14 protein-coding genes are annotated in these 16,039 nt (G+C 69.0%); 5 read left to right on the top strand and 9 right to left on the bottom strand.

Going from position 1 to position 16,039, the window contains the following annotated elements; translation table 11 throughout:
* Positions 1 to 110: 110 nt before the first annotated feature.
* Entirely contained in the window at positions 111 to 1,301 is a 1,191-nt protein-coding gene (locus ACFWXQ_RS25120) for a PucR family transcriptional regulator (RefSeq protein ID WP_383950941.1), read from the bottom strand.
* Positions 1,302 to 1,481: 180 nt separating this feature from the next.
* Here ACFWXQ_RS25120 and ACFWXQ_RS25125 point away from each other — a divergent pair, with 180 nt between their 5' ends.
* Genes ACFWXQ_RS25125 through ACFWXQ_RS25145 form a run of 5 tightly spaced genes read left to right on the top strand, consistent with a single transcriptional unit; the run spans position 1,482 to position 6,501 of the window.
* Positions 1,482 to 2,306 (top strand): ABC transporter ATP-binding protein, encoded by an 825-nt coding sequence (locus ACFWXQ_RS25125; RefSeq protein WP_383950944.1) that lies wholly within the window; start codon positions 1,482 to 1,484, stop codon positions 2,304 to 2,306.
* An 8-nt stretch (positions 2,307 to 2,314) separates the two neighbouring features.
* On the top strand, positions 2,315 to 3,253 hold the full coding sequence (locus tag ACFWXQ_RS25130; RefSeq protein ID WP_383950946.1) for an ABC transporter ATP-binding protein: 939 nt from the start codon (positions 2,315 to 2,317) through the stop codon (positions 3,251 to 3,253).
* Complete coding sequence (locus tag ACFWXQ_RS25135; RefSeq protein ID WP_307520277.1) at positions 3,250 to 4,140, top strand: branched-chain amino acid ABC transporter permease; 891 nt, start codon at positions 3,250 to 3,252, stop codon at positions 4,138 to 4,140. Before ACFWXQ_RS25130 ends, ACFWXQ_RS25135 begins: the two co-directional genes overlap by 4 nt.
* Positions 4,133 to 5,230: a branched-chain amino acid ABC transporter permease gene (locus ACFWXQ_RS25140; protein WP_383950950.1), complete on the top strand. Its 1,098-nt coding sequence runs from the start codon at positions 4,133 to 4,135 to the stop codon at positions 5,228 to 5,230. The genes ACFWXQ_RS25135 and ACFWXQ_RS25140 overlap by 8 nt, the downstream gene beginning before the upstream one ends.
* Complete coding sequence (locus ACFWXQ_RS25145; RefSeq protein ID WP_383950953.1) at positions 5,227 to 6,501, top strand: ABC transporter substrate-binding protein; 1,275 nt, start codon at positions 5,227 to 5,229, stop codon at positions 6,499 to 6,501. Before ACFWXQ_RS25140 ends, ACFWXQ_RS25145 begins: the two co-directional genes overlap by 4 nt.
* 178 nt (positions 6,502 to 6,679) lie before the next feature.
* Here the strand turns inward: ACFWXQ_RS25145 and pssA are convergent, their stop codons facing one another.
* The 8 genes from pssA to ACFWXQ_RS25185 form a co-directional block, all read right to left on the bottom strand.
* Positions 6,680 to 7,498, bottom strand: coding sequence for a CDP-diacylglycerol--serine O-phosphatidyltransferase (gene pssA / locus ACFWXQ_RS25150; RefSeq protein WP_055612055.1), 819 nt, complete (start codon positions 7,496 to 7,498; stop codon positions 6,680 to 6,682).
* Between the two features lie 22 nt (positions 7,499 to 7,520).
* Positions 7,521 to 8,177 carry a phosphatidylserine decarboxylase gene (locus ACFWXQ_RS25155; RefSeq protein WP_055612050.1) on the bottom strand — a complete coding sequence of 219 codons (657 nt, stop codon included), beginning with the start codon at positions 8,175 to 8,177 and terminating at the stop codon, positions 7,521 to 7,523.
* A gap of 170 nt (positions 8,178 to 8,347) precedes the next feature.
* Positions 8,348 to 9,553, bottom strand: a complete 1,206-nt coding sequence (locus ACFWXQ_RS25160; protein WP_200395003.1) for an acyl-CoA dehydrogenase family protein — start codon at positions 9,551 to 9,553, stop codon at positions 8,348 to 8,350.
* A 2-nt stretch (positions 9,554 to 9,555) separates the two neighbouring features.
* Positions 9,556 to 10,068, bottom strand: coding sequence for a MaoC family dehydratase (locus ACFWXQ_RS25165; RefSeq protein WP_383950957.1), 513 nt, complete (start codon positions 10,066 to 10,068; stop codon positions 9,556 to 9,558).
* A 4-nt stretch (positions 10,069 to 10,072) separates the two neighbouring features.
* The gene (locus ACFWXQ_RS25170; RefSeq protein WP_383950960.1) at positions 10,073 to 11,038 is read right to left on the bottom strand and encodes an HpcH/HpaI aldolase/citrate lyase family protein; all 966 of its coding nucleotides are present in this window, start codon (positions 11,036 to 11,038) and stop codon (positions 10,073 to 10,075) included.
* Entirely contained in the window at positions 11,035 to 13,083 is a 2,049-nt protein-coding gene (locus tag ACFWXQ_RS25175; protein ID WP_383950962.1) for a protein meaA, read from the bottom strand. The genes ACFWXQ_RS25170 and ACFWXQ_RS25175 overlap by 4 nt, the downstream gene beginning before the upstream one ends.
* 10 nt (positions 13,084 to 13,093) lie before the next feature.
* Positions 13,094 to 14,431 carry a crotonyl-CoA carboxylase/reductase gene (gene ccrA / locus ACFWXQ_RS25180; RefSeq protein WP_383950965.1) on the bottom strand — a complete coding sequence of 446 codons (1,338 nt, stop codon included), beginning with the start codon at positions 14,429 to 14,431 and terminating at the stop codon, positions 13,094 to 13,096.
* Positions 14,432 to 14,888: 457 nt separating this feature from the next.
* Complete coding sequence (locus ACFWXQ_RS25185) at positions 14,889 to 15,704, bottom strand: TetR family transcriptional regulator (protein WP_383950977.1); 816 nt, start codon at positions 15,702 to 15,704, stop codon at positions 14,889 to 14,891.
* Between the last annotated feature and the right edge of the window lie 335 nt (positions 15,705 to 16,039).

Consider the following 16,039-nt stretch of genomic DNA (forward strand, 5'->3'; position numbering starts at 1 on the left):
CGCCCCTAAAAACCTAGGGGCGCGGGGAACTGCGCAGTCTTTTGGGGGTTCGGGGGCGGAGCCCCCGAGTAAGGGACGGGAATGGGTAGGGGCGGCGGGGGCGAAAACCCCTAGCTCAGCCGATACGCATCCAACGCCAACGTCATCTCGATCAAATCCCGAGGCCGGGCCAACGACCGGGACGTCAGCTGCTCCAACCGCCGCAGACGGTTGAACACCGTGTTCCGATGGCAGTACAGCCGCCCGGCCGCCCGCCCCGCAGACCCCTCACACGCGAGCCACACATCCAGCGTCTCCAGCAACACCGCCCGATCCGCAGGTTCGAGTTCGAGCAGTGACCCGAACACGTCGGACACAAGCCGCCCCGCCAACTCTGGCTGGCTCACGACGAGCGCGGTCGGCATCCGCTGATCGAGCCGCACAACGGCCGTCGCATCGGGCGGGCACGTACGAAGCGCCAGCTCGGCCAGCCGCCGAGCCCGCCCGAGCTCGGCAAGTCCGGCGACGACGGGACTGATCCCACCGGGACCGGAACAACGCCCGTCGAGCGCCCGCGCGACCCCGTCGAGCCCCTGCCCGTCCGCGAGAGCGACCACCCCGACCTCACAGTCGGCCCGCATCCGCCAGATGAACCGGAACCCGTCCCCCTCCACGGGCCGCCGATACGACTCCCGCCGCTCGGACCGCAGCACGACCACCGCATACGGCCCCCGCTCGGGAAGATCGAGCCCGGCGGCGGCCCGGGCCGCGAGCCCGGGCGCCTCCTGCCCTTCGAGGAGCGCGTCGAGCAACGCCTGCAGCCGCTCGTCGGTACGCCGCCGAAGCTCCATCTCGGTCGCCCGGTACGCCTCGGTGGCCACGGCCGCCTGCGCGTCCACGGCGGACCACACCATGGTCGCCGAACGCATCAGCACCACGAGCCGCTCCGGCTCCTGCCCGGCCGCCGCCCCCTCCTCCATCAACGCGTCCCACACCAGATACCCCGCGGCGCGATACGCGTGCACGAGCAACTCCAGCGGCAACCCCTGCTGGGCCCGCCGCCGCCCCGCCTCCTCCGCGTACTCCAGGTCACGGCGGGGCGAGTCCCGGGGCGCGGAGAGCGTCTGGATCCCGATCCGCATCGCCTCCTCGGCCTCCCGCCACTGCTGGTCGTACGGCAGGAACTCCCCATAGACGGAGGAGTGTTCGGCGAGCTGCCGCATGTGCTCGTCGACGAGCTCGGGCAGCCGTTCCAGCAGCGCTGTACAGGACTCGGTGAGCATCTTCCAGTCATGACCGGTGCGCCTTCTGCGGGCTCCCATGGCCGGAGGATGCCACCGGCGGGCCGCCCCGCACAGGCCCCTGACACGCAGCGTTGTGCGCGCGCACAACGCATGGCCGCGCCCGCTGGTCACCCGCAGCGATTCGCCCGCACCCCGTGGACGGACGCCCCCGCCGGTGCTGTGGTGAGCGCCACACGGGGCGAGAACAGGGGGAGTTCGATGGGCGGTTCGGATGGTTCGGGCGGTTCCGGTCTGGTCGTTCACGACCTGTCGGTCGGCTACGGGCCCGTACGCGCACTGCGCCAGGTGTCCCTCGAAGTGCCCGAGGGAGCCGTGGTCACCGTCCTCGGCGGCAACGGCGCGGGCAAGTCGACCCTGCTCCGGGCGGTCTGCCGGACGCTGTCCTTCCACGGCGGCGCGGTCACCGGCGGCACGGTGAGCCTGAACGGCCGCCGTCTCGACGGGCTGTCGCCGGACCGCGTCGTCGCCGCCGGAGTGTCCCAAATACCGGAAGGGCGGCGGGTGTTCGCCCGGATGACCGTCGCCGACAACCTCCGCGCCGGGGCGCTGGGCGCCACCGGGGGCCGGGCCGGCCGGGCCGCCGCACTGCGCCGCGTCCACGAACTGTTCCCCGTCCTCGCCGACCGCGCCCAGCAGCGCGCCGGCCTGCTGTCGGGCGGAGAACAGCAGATGCTCGCGGTCGGCCGCGGGCTGATGGCCACCCCGCGCATCCTGCTCCTCGACGAGCCGTCCCTCGGACTCGCCCCGCTGATGGCCGAGCGGATCGCCGACACAGTGCGGGAGATCAACGCCCAGGGCACCTCGATCCTGCTCGTCGAACAGAACGCCGCCCTCGCCCTGCGGCTCGCCTCCCGCGCGTACGTCCTCGAAGTCGGCGAAGTCACCCTGTCGGGTCCCGCGGACGAACTGGCCGCCTCCGACGAGGTGCGCCGCCGCTATCTGGGCGTCGTCGACGAGGACGCGGCGGCCGACGCCGAGCGGGCCCGCACCACGCACCCGGCACTGACCCGCTGGAAGGGGTGAACACCGACATGCCGAGCGACGCCATGCCCAGCGACGGCACACCGGGCGACGACGAGCCGGACCCCGCCCGGCCGGACTCCCAGCGATCGGAGGCCACTTCGCCGCCCCCCGACGTCCCGCCGCTCCACGTAAGGGAGTTGACCGTCCGCTTCGCGGGCCTCACCGCCCTGGACGCCGTCGACTTCACCGTGCGCCCCGGCACCGTGCACGCCCTCATCGGCCCCAACGGCGCCGGAAAGTCCACCTGTTTCAACGTCCTGTCCGGGGTCTACCGCGCCACATCCGGCAGCGTCCTCTTCGGCGAGCACGAACTGACCGGCATGCCTCCGCACCGCATCGCCGATCTGGGCGTCGCCCGCATCTTCCAGAACCTCGCGCTGCCCCCGCTCGCCACGGTCGAGGACAGCCTGCTCCTCGGACGCCACCGGCTCACCCGAACCGGCTTCCTGTCAGCGGGACTCCGCCTCCCCGCGGCGGCCCGCGAGGAACGCCGGCACCGTGAACGCGTCCGCGAGATCGCCGAGTTCGTCGGCATCGCGCCCTACCTCGGCCGCCCGGCGGGCTCCCTCCCGTACGGGCAGCAGAAACTCGCCGAACTCGCCCGCGCCCTCTGCATGGAGCCGCGCCTGCTGCTCCTGGACGAGCCGGTCGCGGGCATGACCGCCGACGAGCGCCGCCGAACCTCCGCCGTGATCGCGGGAGTTCGCGACAGCCTCGGCATCTCGATCGTCCTGGTGGAACACGACATGGGGGTGGTGATGCGGCTCGCTGACGCGGTGACCGTACTCGACTTCGGGCGCCTGATCGCGGACGGCGCCCCCGCCGACGTACAGAACGACCCGGCGGTCGTACGCGCCTACCTGGGGGAGGGCCGCTCCGAGGAAACGGGCGATCCGGATCGATCCCAGGGACCCGCGAAGTTCCGGGGAGAGGAGAACGCCTCGTGAGCACCTTCGCCGAACTCCTCCTCAACGGCGTGTCGATGGGGTCGGTCTACGCCCTCATCGCCCTCGGCTTCGTGGTCATCTTCCGGGCCACCGAGGTCGTCAACTTCGCTCATGCGTCACTGCTGTTGGCGGGCGGGTACGTCACCGCGACCCTCCACGACGACATCGGCTTCTGGCCCGCGCTGCTGGTCGGGATCGCCGGGGCCGCGGTGGTCGGCGCGGCCGTGGAGTTCCTGGTGATGCGCCGCTACCGGGGGTCCGACCACAGCGTCCTCGCCATCGTCACGATCGGTGTGGACATCCTGCTCACCACCGAGCTGACCCGCCGTATCGGCACGGACGTCCTGCCCCTGGGCGACCCGTGGGGCGACGCCGTGCTCACCCTCGGCCCCATCTCCCTGGCCCACACGCGCATCGCCGCGTTCGTGGCCGCGGCGCTGCTCATCACCGTGTTCCTGCTCGCGTTCCGCTACACCTCCTGGGGCGTCGCGATGCGGGCCGCCGCCGAGAGCCCGGAGACGGCCGCGCTGATGGGCGTACGGCTCGGCAGGGTGTCGCTAGGGGCCTGGGCCGTGGCCGGCGGACTCGCGGCCGTGGCCGCGCTGTTCCTGACCGTGTTCCCGACCCCAGGACTGGAGAGAGCCACCTCGCTCGCCGCACTCAAGGCATTCCCCGCCGCGATCCTCGGCGGCCTCGACTCCACGACGGGCGCGCTCGTCGGCGGACTCCTCGTCGGCGTCACCGAGTCCCTGGCCACCGGCTACCAGAGCGAACTGACCTTCCTGGGCCGGGGGTTGGGCGACCTCGCCCCCTACCTCGTGATGACCGTCATCCTGCTCATCCGGCCCGCCGGGCTGTTCGGCACGAAGGAGCTCGCCCGTGTCTGAGGCCCTCGTGAGACCGCTGCGCCCCGCCGCCCGCACGCGTACGTACGTCTGGGCCGCCGGAGCCGTCCTCCTGCTCGCCCTGCCCTTCTACCTGGACCGGTTCTGGCTCCAGGCCGGGCTGTTCGCGATGGCCGCCGCGATCGGGGCGATCGGCATCAACCTCCTCACCGGCTCCACGGGCCAACTCTCCATGGGCCACGCCTTCTTCCTCGCGGTCGGCGCGTACGGCTACTGCGTGTTCGCCGCCGAAGGGGGTGACGGGCTGACCGGTCTCGGCCTGCCGACCTGGCTCGCGGCCGTCCTCGCCGTCCTCGTCGCGGGCCTGGCGGGCGGCCTGTTCAGCCCCATCGCGGGCCGGCTGCGCGGCGCCTACCTGGGCATCGCCACACTCGCGCTGATCTTCATCGGCCAGCACGTGCTGTTCAACGCCCGCGACCTCACCGGCGGCTTCAACGGCCGCGACGTACCGCCCCTGAGCCTCTTCGGACTCACCTTCGACGACAGTGAACTCGTCGTCGCAGCCGTGCCGTTCGGCTCGGCGGAGAAGCTCTGGTACGCGGGACTCGTCCTCCTCCTCGGCTGCGCGCTCTTCGCCCGCGGAGTGCTGCGAAGCCGCCCCGGACGCGCCATGAACGCGATCCGCGACCATCGCATCGCGGCCGGCGTCATCGGCGTCCCGGTCGCCCGCTACCGGGCCGCCGTCTTCGTCCTGTCCTCGATGTACGCGGGCCTCGCGGGCGTCCTGCTCGCCCTGGTCTTCCAGCGGACGGTGCCGGACTACTTCGGCATCACGCTGTCGCTCGAATACCTCGCCATGATCGTCATCGGCGGGCTCGGTTCGGTCTCGGGGGCGGTGGTCGGGGCCGCGTTCGTCTCCCTGCTGCCGCAGCTGCTGACCCGCTACAGCGATGCGCTGCCCCTGGTCTCCGCCCCCGGTACGGGCGGGATCGCACCGGGCGAGGCATCCCGGTACCTCTACGGCGCCGCCGTCGTCGCGGTGGTGCTCTTCCTGCCCGGCGGCCTGGTCAGGGTGGCCGCCGGGCGTCGTGTCAGGACCGGTTCACGGTCCAATCCAGGGGAGGAACGATGAGGACGACATACGCGGCCCAGGTGACCGCAGGAGCGCTCGCCGCGCTGCTCGTGCTGGCCGGGTGCAGCTCCAAGGCCAAGGACACCGACAACGACAGCAAGGGCAAGGGGACCGCCGCGGGCGAGATGAAGACCGGCGACGGCATCTCCGGCAAGACCATCACGCTCGGCGTCCTCACCGACATGACCGGCGTGTACGCGACCCTCGGCAAGAGCGTCACCCAGGCCCAGCAGCTGTATGTGAAGCAGCTGAACGCCGACGGCGGCGTCTGCGGCTACAAGGTCGAGCTCACCGTCCGCGACCACGGCTACGACCCGCAGAAGGCCCTCGCCGGGTACACCGAGCTGGAGCCGAAGGTGCTCGGCTTCACGCAGTTCATCGGTTCCCCGTTCGTCGCCGCGGTCAAGCAGCGCATCGACGGCCAGGACAAGGGCCTGGTCCTGCCGCAGGCCTGGTCGGCCACGCTGCTCGGCAGCCCGTACATCCGGGTCATCGGATCCACGTACGACATCGAGACGATCAACGCCGTCGACTTCCTGATGAAGGAGAAGGGCATCAAGAAGGGCGACAAGATCGGGCATGTCTACTTCGAGGGCGACTACGGCGAGAGCGCGCTGGTCGGCTCGAAGCACATCGCGAAGGAGGCCGGTCTGACCGTCGTCGAACAGAAGATCAAGCCGACCGACAACGACATGACCGCCCAGGTCGCCGCCCTGAAGAAGGCCGGCGTCAACGCGGTCGTGATCAGCGCGGGCCCGCGTCAGGCGGCCTCGCTCGTCGGTGTCGCGGCGGCCGGCGGCTTCGACGTCCCGATCATCGGCAACAACTCGGCCTTCGCCCCGCAGCTCCTGGCGACCCAGGCGGGCCCGGCCCTGATGAAGAACTACTACGTGGCCTCGCCCTCACTTCCCATCGGCGCGGACACTCCGGAGGCCCAGAAGCTGGTGGCCGACTACAAGGCGGCGTACCCGAAGGACGCCCTCGACAACGGAGTCGTCGCCGGCTGGACCGCGGTCTACGCCTTCGGCGAGGCCCTCAAGAAGGCCTGCGCAGCCAAGGACCTGACCCGCGAGGGCGTCGACAAGGCCCTCCTCACCATCAACTCCCTCGACACCGGCTTCGGCATCCCCCAGGACTTCACCGACCCCAACGCCCCCTCCTCCAAACAGAGCGTCATCCTCCAGCCCGACAAAACGGTGACAGGCGGCATGAAGGTGGTCCGGGACGCGGAGGCCTCGGACGTGGCAGCGGAGTACACACCGACCACCTGAGTTGGGCCACGCCCCTTCAGGGGCGCGGGGAACGGCGCAGTCTTTTGTCTTTCAGGGGCGCGGGGAACTGCGCTACAAGCCACAACGAACCCGCACCCGAAATCGCACCCGAAGTCACCCCACACGAAGGGCCCCGAACCAACAGGTTCGGGGCCCTTCGAGTAATGCAACAAGACAACTACGGCAGCTGCGCCGCCCGAGCCTCACGCCGGTTGTCCCTGAAGTTGTTCACCCTCCGAGCCGTAGCGAAGAGGGGAATCACCGCTCCGGTAACGAGCTGCAACGCACACCCGGTCTGAAGCAGCAGCTGCCCACCAGGCGCATCGAACGCCCAGGCGGCGAGCAACGCCATGCTCGTGACGATCCAGGAGAGCATCGCCACGGCGAGCCGCCCCCGCGGCTTCGGGTACTCGACCCGGCTCACCATCAGCCACGCGGTGCCGATGATCGCCATGAGCGTGGCGACGAACGGCAGCTCAAGCAGCACGATGGAGACGACGGTCAGCGCGCCGAACGGCGAGGGCATGCCCTGGAAGGTGCCGTCCTTGACCGTGACGCAGGAGAATCTGGCGAGCCGCAGCACGACCGCCAGCAGGACCACGATCGCCCCCACCGCCGCCACTCGCTGATGCGCGTCGTCGGCGACCATGCCGTAGACCAGCACGAAGTACGCCGGCGCCAGGCCGAAGCTGATCAGGTCGGAGAGGTTGTCCAGCTCCGCGCCCATGGGGGAGGAGCGCAGCTTGCGGGCGACCAGGCCGTCGAACAGGTCGAAGACCGCGGCGCACAGCATCAGGATCACGGCGGTCGCGGCACTGTGCCGCGCCATGCCCGTCTCCTGGCTGCCCGTGAGGTGCGGGATCAGGATGCCCGTGGTGGTGAAGTACACCGCCATGAAGCCGCACGTGGCGTTGCCGAGTGTGAGGGTGTCCGCTATTGAGAGGCGGAGAGAGAGGGGCATCTCCTCCTCGTCGTCCAGCTCGTCGGCCTCCGGCACCCAGCCGGCCTGTGTCTCGGGATCAATCACGGTCAATGCGAGTCACCCCCGCCACGGTCTTCTGGCCGACCTCCACGTCGACCTCGACACCCTCGGGGAGGTAGATGTCGACGCGCGACCCGAAGCGGATCAGCCCGATCCGGTCGCCCTGCTCGACCTTCGTGCCCTGAGGGATGTACGGCACGATGCGCCGCGCGACCGCACCGGCGATCTGGATCATCTCGATGTCGCCGAGCTCGGTGTCGAAGTGCCAGACAACGCGCTCGTTGTTCTCGCTCTCCTTGTTGAACGCCGGAACGAAACCGCCGGGGATGTGCTCGACGGACGTCACCGTGCCCGAGAGAGGCGCGCGGTTGACGTGGACGTTCAGCGGGCTCATGAAGATCGCGACGCGGGTGCGACCGTCCTTCCACGGCATGATGCTCTGCACCACACCGTCGGCCGGGGAGATGACCCGGCCCGGGGCGATCTCGCGCTCGGGGTCGCGGAAGAACCACAGCATGCCCGCCGCCAGCGCGGTGGCGGGTACGGCGACGGCCTTGGCGGCGCCGGACTTGCGCGCGCGTACCAGGCTGAGGGCTGCGGTGGCGACGGTCGGGAGGAGCCACGGCGATGCTCCGCGCGCAATACGTACGCCTGCCAGGCTGTCGCGTGGTGCAGAGGTTTGGCTGTGGGGCATGGATGACCTTCGTAGCGGATGATGCCGCGCTGTAACGGGGGACGGCGGCTTTCCCGGGATCGTACCGGTCGCGGGCCACAACTGGGCAAGCCAGGAAGCCGAGTCGGCGTCCGAAGAGTGCTGACGGGGTGTGATCTTCTTCTCGATGAAAACACCCCGAATCGGTATATCTAGCCCTGCGTCCGATACTCTTCGAGCAGCCTGCGTCCGATGATCATTTTCTGGATCTCGGCGGTACCTTCACCGATGAGCAGCATCGGGGCCTCACGGTAGAGGCGCTCGATTTCGTACTCCTTGGAGAAGCCGTAACCGCCGTGGATCCGGAAGGCGTCTTCCACGACCTCTTTGCAGTACTCGGAGGCGAGGTACTTCGCCATCCCTGCTTCGAGGTCGTTTCGCTCCCCGGAGTCCTTTTTGCGTGCCGCATTCACCATCATCGCATGGGCGGCCTCGACCTTGGTAGCCATCTCGGCCAGCTTGAACTGGATCGCCTGGTGCTGGGCGATCGGTTTGCCGAAAGTGTGACGCTGCTGGGCATAGGAGACGCCCAGCTCGAACGCACGCTGAGCGACGCCACAGCCACGCGCCGCCACATTGACGCGGCCGACCTCGACGCCGTCCATCATTTGGTAAAACCCTCGGCCGGTGGCCCCGCCGAGCACGCGATTGGCCGGAATCCGCAGGCCATCCATGATCAACTCGGTGGTGTCGACACCCTTGTACCCCATCTTGTCGATCTTCCCGGGGATGGTGAGGCCCGGACGGACCTCGCCGAAGCCGGGCTCCTTCTCCACCAGGAAGGTCGTCATCGACTTGTGGGGTGCCGTGCCCTCGGGGTGGCCTTCGTCACTCTTCACCAGAACGGCCACGAGCGTCGACGTTCCGCCGTTCGTCAGCCACATCTTCTGACCGTTGAGGACGTACTCGTCGCCGTCCTTGACCGCCTTCGACGTGATCGCCGAGACGTCCGAGCCGAGTGCCGGCTCCGACATCGAGAACGCGCCGCGCACCTCGCCCGCCGCCATCCGCGGCAGGAAGTACTCCCGCTGCTCCTGCGTGCCGTGCTGCTTGAGCATGTACGCCACGATGAAGTGGGTGTTGATGATGCCGGACACCGACATCCAGCCGCGCGCGATCTCCTCCACGCACAGCGCGTAGGTGAGGAGCGACTCGCCCAGACCCCCGTACTCCTCGGGGATCATGAGGCCGAAGAGGCCCAACTCCTTGAGCCCGTCGACGATCTGCTGCGGGTACTCGTCGCGGTGCTCCAGCTCGGTCGCGACCGGGATGATCTCCTTGTCCACGAAGTCCCGTACGGTGGACAGGATCTCCTGCTGGATGTCGGTCAGACCGGCGGTCTGGGCGAGTCGCGCCATGGCTACTTCTCCTGCTCCTTGAGCTGGGGGCGGCCGGGCTGCTCGCCGCCGCGCTCCTTGATGTACGTCTCGGTGGGGACCATCACCTTGCGGCGGAACACGCAGACCAGCGTGCCGTCCTGCTTGTAGCCCTTGGTTTCGACGTACACGATCCCGCGGTCGTTCTTCGACCGGGAGGGCGTCTTGTCGAGGACCGTGGTCTCGCCGTAGATCGTGTCGCCGTGGAAGGTCGGCGCGACGTGCTTCAGCGACTCGATCTCCAGGTTGGCGATCGCCTTGCCGGACACGTCGGGCACGGACATGCCGAGCAGCAGCGAGTAGATGTAGTTCCCCACGACGACGTTCTTGCCGAAGTCCGTTGTGTTCTCGGCGTAGTTGGCGTCCATGTGGAGCGGGTGGTGGTTCATCGTCAGGAGACAGAAGAGGTGGTCGTCGTACTCCGTGACCGTTTTCCCAGGCCAGTGCTTGTAGACCGCGCCGACCTCGAACTCCTCGTAGGTGCGTCCGAACTGCATGTGCTCAGGCCTCCGGGGCTTCGAACTTGCTGGTGCGCTCCATGCCGGCGGCCCGGCCCTTGCCCGAGATGACCAACGCCATCTTGCGGCTGGCCTCGTCGATCATCTCGTCGCCGAGCATCGCGGAGCCCTTCTTGCCGCCCGCCTCGGACGTGTAGAAGTCGTACGCGTCCAGGATCAGCTCGGCGTGGTCGAAGTCCAGCTGGGAGGGCGAGAAGATCTCGTTGGACGCCTCGACCTGACCCGGGTGCAGCACCCACTTGCCGTCGAAGCCGAGCGCGGCGGCGCGGCCCGCGACCTCGCGGTAGCCCTCCACGTTGCGGATCTGCAGGTAGGGGCCGTCGATCGCCTGGAGGTTGTTGGCGCGGGCGGCCATCAGGATCTTCATCAGGATGTAGTGGTAGGCGTCCGCCGGGTAGCCGGGCGGCTGCTCGCCCACGACCAGCGACTTCATGTTGATCGACGCCATGAAGTCGGCCGGGCCGAAGATGATCGTCTCGACGCGCTGGGAGGCCGTCGCGATCTCGTTGACGTTGTTCAGGCCCTGGGCGTTCTCGATCTGCGCCTCGATGCCGATCTTGCCGACCTCGAAGCCCATCGTCTTCTCGATCTGCGTCAGCAGGAGGTCCAGGGCCACGATCTGCTGGGCGTCCTGGACCTTCGGCAGCATGATGCAGTCGAGATTCGGGCCCGCGCCCTCGACCACCGTCACGACATCGCGGTACGTCCACTCGGTCGTCCAGTCGTTGACGCGCACGACCCGCGTCTTGCCCGTCCAGTCGCCCTCGTTGAGGAACTTGACGATGGTGTGCCGCGCCTCGGGCTTGGCCAGCGGCGCGCACGCGTCCTCCAGGTCCAGGAAGACCTGGTCGGCCGGGAGGCCCTGCGCCTTCTCCAGGAAGCGGGGGTTGCTCCCCGGCACGGCGAGGCAGGAGCGCCGCGGACGAAGACGGTTGACGGGGCTTGTCATGCGGGGACCTCCAGTGGGTCGAGCTTGTTCGCTTTCCGGATCTCGTCGACGATCCGGCCGATGATTCCGGTGATGTCGAAATCCTTCGGAGTGAAGACCGCGGCCACTCCCGCGGCCCGCAGGTCTTCGGCGTCGCCATTGGGGATGATGCCACCGGCGATCACCGGGATGTCTGTGGCACCGGCCACACGCAGCCGTTCCAGCACGTCGGGGACCAGTTGGGCGTGCGAGCCGGAGAGGATCGAGAGGCCCACCGCGTGCACGTCCTCGGCCACGGCCGCGGTCACGATCTCCTCGGGCGTGAGCCGGATGCCCTGGTAGACCACCTCGAAGCCGGCGTCACGGGCCCGTACGGCGATCTGCTCGGCGCCGTTGGAGTGCCCGTCCAGGCCCGGCTTGCCCACCAGGAAGCGGAGCTTGCCGACGCCCATGTCCTTCGCGGTCAGCTCCACCTTGCGGCGGACCAGTGCCATCGCCGTGCCCTCCTCGGCGGTCACCGCGACGGGCGCGGACGACACACCGGTGGGGGCGCGGAACTCGCCGAACACCTCGCGCAGGGCACCGGCCCACTCGCCGGTCGTGACTCCGGCACGGGCGCACTCCAGGGTGGCCTCCATGAGGTTGCCGGTGCCCTTCGCGGCCTCCTTCAGCCGCTCCAGCGCCTTGCAGGGGCGCGGATGGTTGAAGGGGGGCTGGTAGCGGGTGTCGCGCCAGTCCTTGAGGGCGGCGGTCACCCGGGCCTCGACCGCCGGGTCGACCGTCATGATCGCGGCGTCCAGATCGGCCGTGAGCGGGTTCGGCTCGGTCGACTCGAAGATGTTGACGCCGACGATCTTCTCGTCACCGGACTCGATACGGGCCCGGCGCTCGGCGTGCGAGGAGACGAGCTGCGACTTCAGATAGCCCGACTCGACGGCCGCCATCGCGCCGCCCATCTCCTGGATCCGGTCGATCTCGGCGAACGAGTCCTCGACCAGCTGGGCGACCTTGGCCTCGATGACGTGCGAGCCCTCGAAGATGTCCGCGTACTCCAGCAGGTCGCTCTCGTACGCGAGCACCTGCTGCATGCGCAGGGACCACTGCTGGTCCCAGGGCCGGGGCAGGCCCAACGCCTCGTTCCAGGCCGGGAGTTGGACGGCACGCGCACGTGCGTCCTTGGAGAGGGTCACGGCCAGCATCTCAAGGACGATCCGCTGGATGTTGTTCTCCGGCTGGGCCTCGGTCAGACCCAGCGAGTTGACCTGGACCCCGTACCGGAAGCGACGGTGCTTGGGGTTCTCGATGCCGTACCGCTCGCGCGTGATCCTGTCCCAGATGCGGCCGAACGCCCGCATCTTGCACATCTCCTCGACGAAGCGGACGCCCGCGTTCACGAAGAAGGAGATCCGTGCGACCACGTCCCCCTTCTGCTCCTCCGCGATCTGCCCGGAAGCGAACACCGCGTCCAGGACGGCGATCGCGGTGGACATCGCGTACGCGATCTCCTGGACCGGGGTGGCTCCCGCCTCCTGCAGGTGATAGCTGCAGATGTTGATCGGGTTCCACTTGGGGATGTTGTTGACCGTGTAGCAGATCATGTCCGTCGTCAGACGGAGCGAGGGCACCGGCGGGAAGACGTGCGTCCCCCGCGACAGGTACTCCTTCACGATGTCGTTCTGGGTCGTGCCCTGGAGCTTGGTGATGTCGACGCCCTGCTCCTCGGCGACGACCTGATAGAGCGCCAGCAGCCACATGGCGGTGGCGTTGATGGTCATCGAGGTGTTCATCTGATCCAGGGGGATGTCCTGGAAAAGCCGGCGCATGTCACCGAGGTGCGAGACGGGCACGCCCACCCGGCCGACCTCGCCGCGGGCGAGGATGTGGTCGGGGTCGTAGCCGGTCTGTGTCGGCAGGTCGAACGCGACCGACAGACCCGTCTGGCCCTTGGCGAGGTTGCGCCGGTACAGCTCGTTGGACGCCTCGGCCGTGGAGTGACCGGCGTAGGTGCGCATGAGCCACGGCCGGTCCCTTTCGTTCTTCGCCTGCGGCGTCTGGCGCTCAGTCATGGGGTGGCCCTCAGATGTTCCGGAAGCGGTTGATGGCGTCGACGTGCTGGGCGCGCTTCTCCTCGTCGCGCACGCCGAGGCCCTCGGCGGGCGCCAGCGCCAGGACTCCGACCTTGCCCTGATGGAGGTTGCGGTGCACGTCGTACGCGGCCTGCCCGGTCTCCTCCAGCGAGTACACGCGGGAGAGCGTCGGGTGGATCTTGCCCTTCGCGATGAGCCGGTTGGCCTCCCAGGCCTCGCGGTAGTTGGCGAAGTGTGAGCCGATGATCCGCTTCAGGGACATCCACAGGTACCGGTTGTCGTACTCGTGGTTGTAGCCCGAGGTCGAGGCGCAGGTGACGATCGTGCCGCCCTTGCGGGTGACGTAGACGGAGGCGCCGAAGGTCTCGCGGCCCGGGTGCTCGAAGACGATGTCGACGTCCTCGCCGCCGGTCAGCTCACGGATGCGCTTGCCGAAACGCTTCCACTCCTTCGGGTCCTGGTTGTGCTCGTCCTTCCAGAACCGGTAGTCCTCGGCGTTGCGGTCGATGATCGCCTCGGCGCCCATCGCACGGCAGATGTCCGCCTTCTGCGGGCTGCTCACCACACAGATGGGGTTGGCGCCGCCGGCGAGCGCGAACTGGGTGGCGTACGAGCCGAGTCCGCCGCTGGCGCCCCAGATGAGGACGTTGTCGCCCTGCTTCATGCCGGCGCCGTTGCGGGAGACCAGCTGCCGGTACGCGGTGGAGTTGACCAGCCCTGGTGCGGCGGCCTCCTCCCACGACAGGTGGTCGGGCTTGGGCATCAGCTGGTTGGACTTGACGAGCGCGATCTCGGCGAGCCCGCCGAAGTTCGTCTCGAAGCCCCAGATGCGCTGCTCGGGGTCGAGCATCGTGTCGTTGTGCCCGTCGCTGGACTCCAGCTCGACGGACAGGCAGTGCGCGACGACCTCGTCACCGGGCCGCCAGGCGTTCACGCCCGGACCGGTGCGCAGCACGACGCCCGCCAGGTCGGAACCGATGATGTGGTACGGCAGGTCGTGGCGCTTGGTGAGGTCGCTGAGCTTGCCGTAGCGCTCCAGGAACCCGAAGGTCGACAGGGGCTCGAAGATCGAGGTCCACACGGAGTTGTAGTTGACCGAGGAGGCCATCACGGCCACCAGGGCCTCGCCGGGGCCGAGTTCGGGCACCGGCACGTCGTCCAGGTGGATCGACTTGCGGGGGTCCTTGTCGCGGGTGGCGAGTCCGGTGAACATCTCCGTCTCGTCCTTGTGCACGGTGATCGCGCGGTACGACTCGGGGAGCGGCAGTGCGGCGAAGTCGGCGGACGTGGCCGTCCGCGACTGAATCGCGTCCAGGATTTCCTTCACGATGGTGCCTCCGGCGATGAGCGTCTGAGGGGAACGCTGAGGGTTACGTCGGGTGATTGCTGCTGGTGTGAGGCAGTGCCGTCGGTTCGGCGAAGGTGGTGCTCGGCAGCGCGTTGTGGCGCGGAAGGTTGCCTGTGACGCAGGCGTCCGGGCGCGCAGACCATTGGTTTGCGGGGACAGCCGGCGTACGAAGGATCTCTGCACGCCGGCCGCCCGGACAACTTCAACGTATGGCACGCCGTGTCACGCCGCAAGGCACGGAGTGCCAGAAGTTGCGCTCAGGTGAAATCTTTACGTAACACGTGAGCGATGATCGATCAGACTGGCTCGGGAAACGCCCGAATATGGGCAAAAAACTGCCGGACGCGCTCCCATTGAGCTCGTCCGGCGATCAGGCGATCAGGCGATCAGGCGATTGGCGAGGGCAGCGGCTGGGCCGCGGTTCCGCGGAGTGCTGCTACGACCGTTCCTTCAGTGCCTGCTCGATGGTCCGCATGACCTGGTGCAGCGGAGCGTCCACACGGGCCACGGTCACCAGCACCTCGCCCTCCACGGACGCGGCGGAGGAGGGCGCCGAGAGCGGCGCGGTCTCCCGGCCCGCCCCGATCCCCGTACCGAAGGTCTTCCGGACGATCGCGAAGGCGTGGTCCAGCTGGCTCTCGACGTCACCCTGGCCGCCCGCCCGCAGCCACCGCCGCAGCACGTGGTTGTGGGCCGTGACCACCGCGGACGCGGCGACCTCCGCGAGCAGCGGGTCGTCGTTGGCGTCGTCGTCGTGGGCGTGCTCGTCGAAGTGGCCCAGCAGATAGCGGGTGAACAGCCGCTCGTACCGCGCCACGGACGCGATCTCCGCCTCCCGCAGGGTCGGTACCTCGCGGGTCAGCTTGTAGCGCGACACCGAGATCTCCGGCCTCGCCGCGTACATCTTCATGACTTCCTTGATGCCGCGGCACACCGTGTCGAGCGGATGCTCGTGCGCAGGCGCCGCGTTGAGCACCGCCTCGGCCCGGATCAACGTGTCGTCGTGGTCCGGGAAGATCGCCTCTTCCTTGGAGCGGAAGTGCCGGAAGAAGGTGCGCCGGGCGACCCCGGCCGCGGCCGCGATCTCGTCGACGGTCGTCGCCTCGTACCCCTTAGTCGCGAACAGCTCCATCGCGGCGGCCGCCAGTTCTCGGCGCATCTTGAGCCGCTGCGCGGCAGCGCGACTGCCCGCGGCGCTCTCAGGAGCGTCGGGCGTGGCTGGTGTACGGGAGGACTTGGCGGGCTGGGACATGCCCCGAACGTACTGCATGTACGCGGCGGAGCGCTCATGACCGGGTCTTTCCCCGACCGGCACCGGGACGGGGGCGGCGGCCGGATCGAGCAGCCCGCCCCAGTCGGCGTGACCGGCCAACAAGCCACCGGGCCGGCCATCGTCCGAGGACCCCGCCCCGCTCGCGAACCCGCCCATGGACCCGCCGACCGCCCGCTGCCCTGTCCCGTTCACGGACCCGCCGACCGCCCGCTGCCCTGTCCCGTTCACGGACCCGGCGACCGCCCGGTGCTCTGTCCCGTTCACGGACCCGCCGTCGGACCTCCGCTCGGCCCCCGTCCCTTGCCCGATTCCCG

Source organism: Streptomyces sp. NPDC058697 (assembly GCF_042715345.1).
Lineage (GTDB): Bacteria > Actinomycetota > Actinomycetes > Streptomycetales > Streptomycetaceae > Streptomyces > Streptomyces liliifuscus.

Coding starts and splice junctions, on each gene's coding strand:
- ACFWXQ_RS25120 (WP_383950941.1), bottom strand. CDS start 1,301: ATGGGAGCCCGCAGAAGGCGCACCGGTCATGACTGGAAGATGCTCACC.
- ACFWXQ_RS25185 (WP_383950977.1), bottom strand. CDS start 15,704: ATGTCCCAGCCCGCCAAGTCCTCCCGTACACCAGCCACGCCCGACGCT.
- ACFWXQ_RS25160 (WP_200395003.1), bottom strand. CDS start 9,553: ATGGCGCGACTCGCCCAGACCGCCGGTCTGACCGACATCCAGCAGGAG.
- ACFWXQ_RS25125 (WP_383950944.1), top strand. CDS start 1,482: ATGGGCGGTTCGGATGGTTCGGGCGGTTCCGGTCTGGTCGTTCACGAC.
- ACFWXQ_RS25155 (WP_055612050.1), bottom strand. CDS start 8,177: ATGCCCCACAGCCAAACCTCTGCACCACGCGACAGCCTGGCAGGCGTA.
- ACFWXQ_RS25145 (WP_383950953.1), top strand. CDS start 5,227: ATGAGGACGACATACGCGGCCCAGGTGACCGCAGGAGCGCTCGCCGCG.
- ACFWXQ_RS25175 (WP_383950962.1), bottom strand. CDS start 13,083: ATGACTGAGCGCCAGACGCCGCAGGCGAAGAACGAAAGGGACCGGCCG.
- ACFWXQ_RS25165 (WP_383950957.1), bottom strand. CDS start 10,068: ATGCAGTTCGGACGCACCTACGAGGAGTTCGAGGTCGGCGCGGTCTAC.
- ACFWXQ_RS25130 (WP_383950946.1), top strand. CDS start 2,315: ATGCCGAGCGACGCCATGCCCAGCGACGGCACACCGGGCGACGACGAG.
- ACFWXQ_RS25170 (WP_383950960.1), bottom strand. CDS start 11,038: ATGACAAGCCCCGTCAACCGTCTTCGTCCGCGGCGCTCCTGCCTCGCC.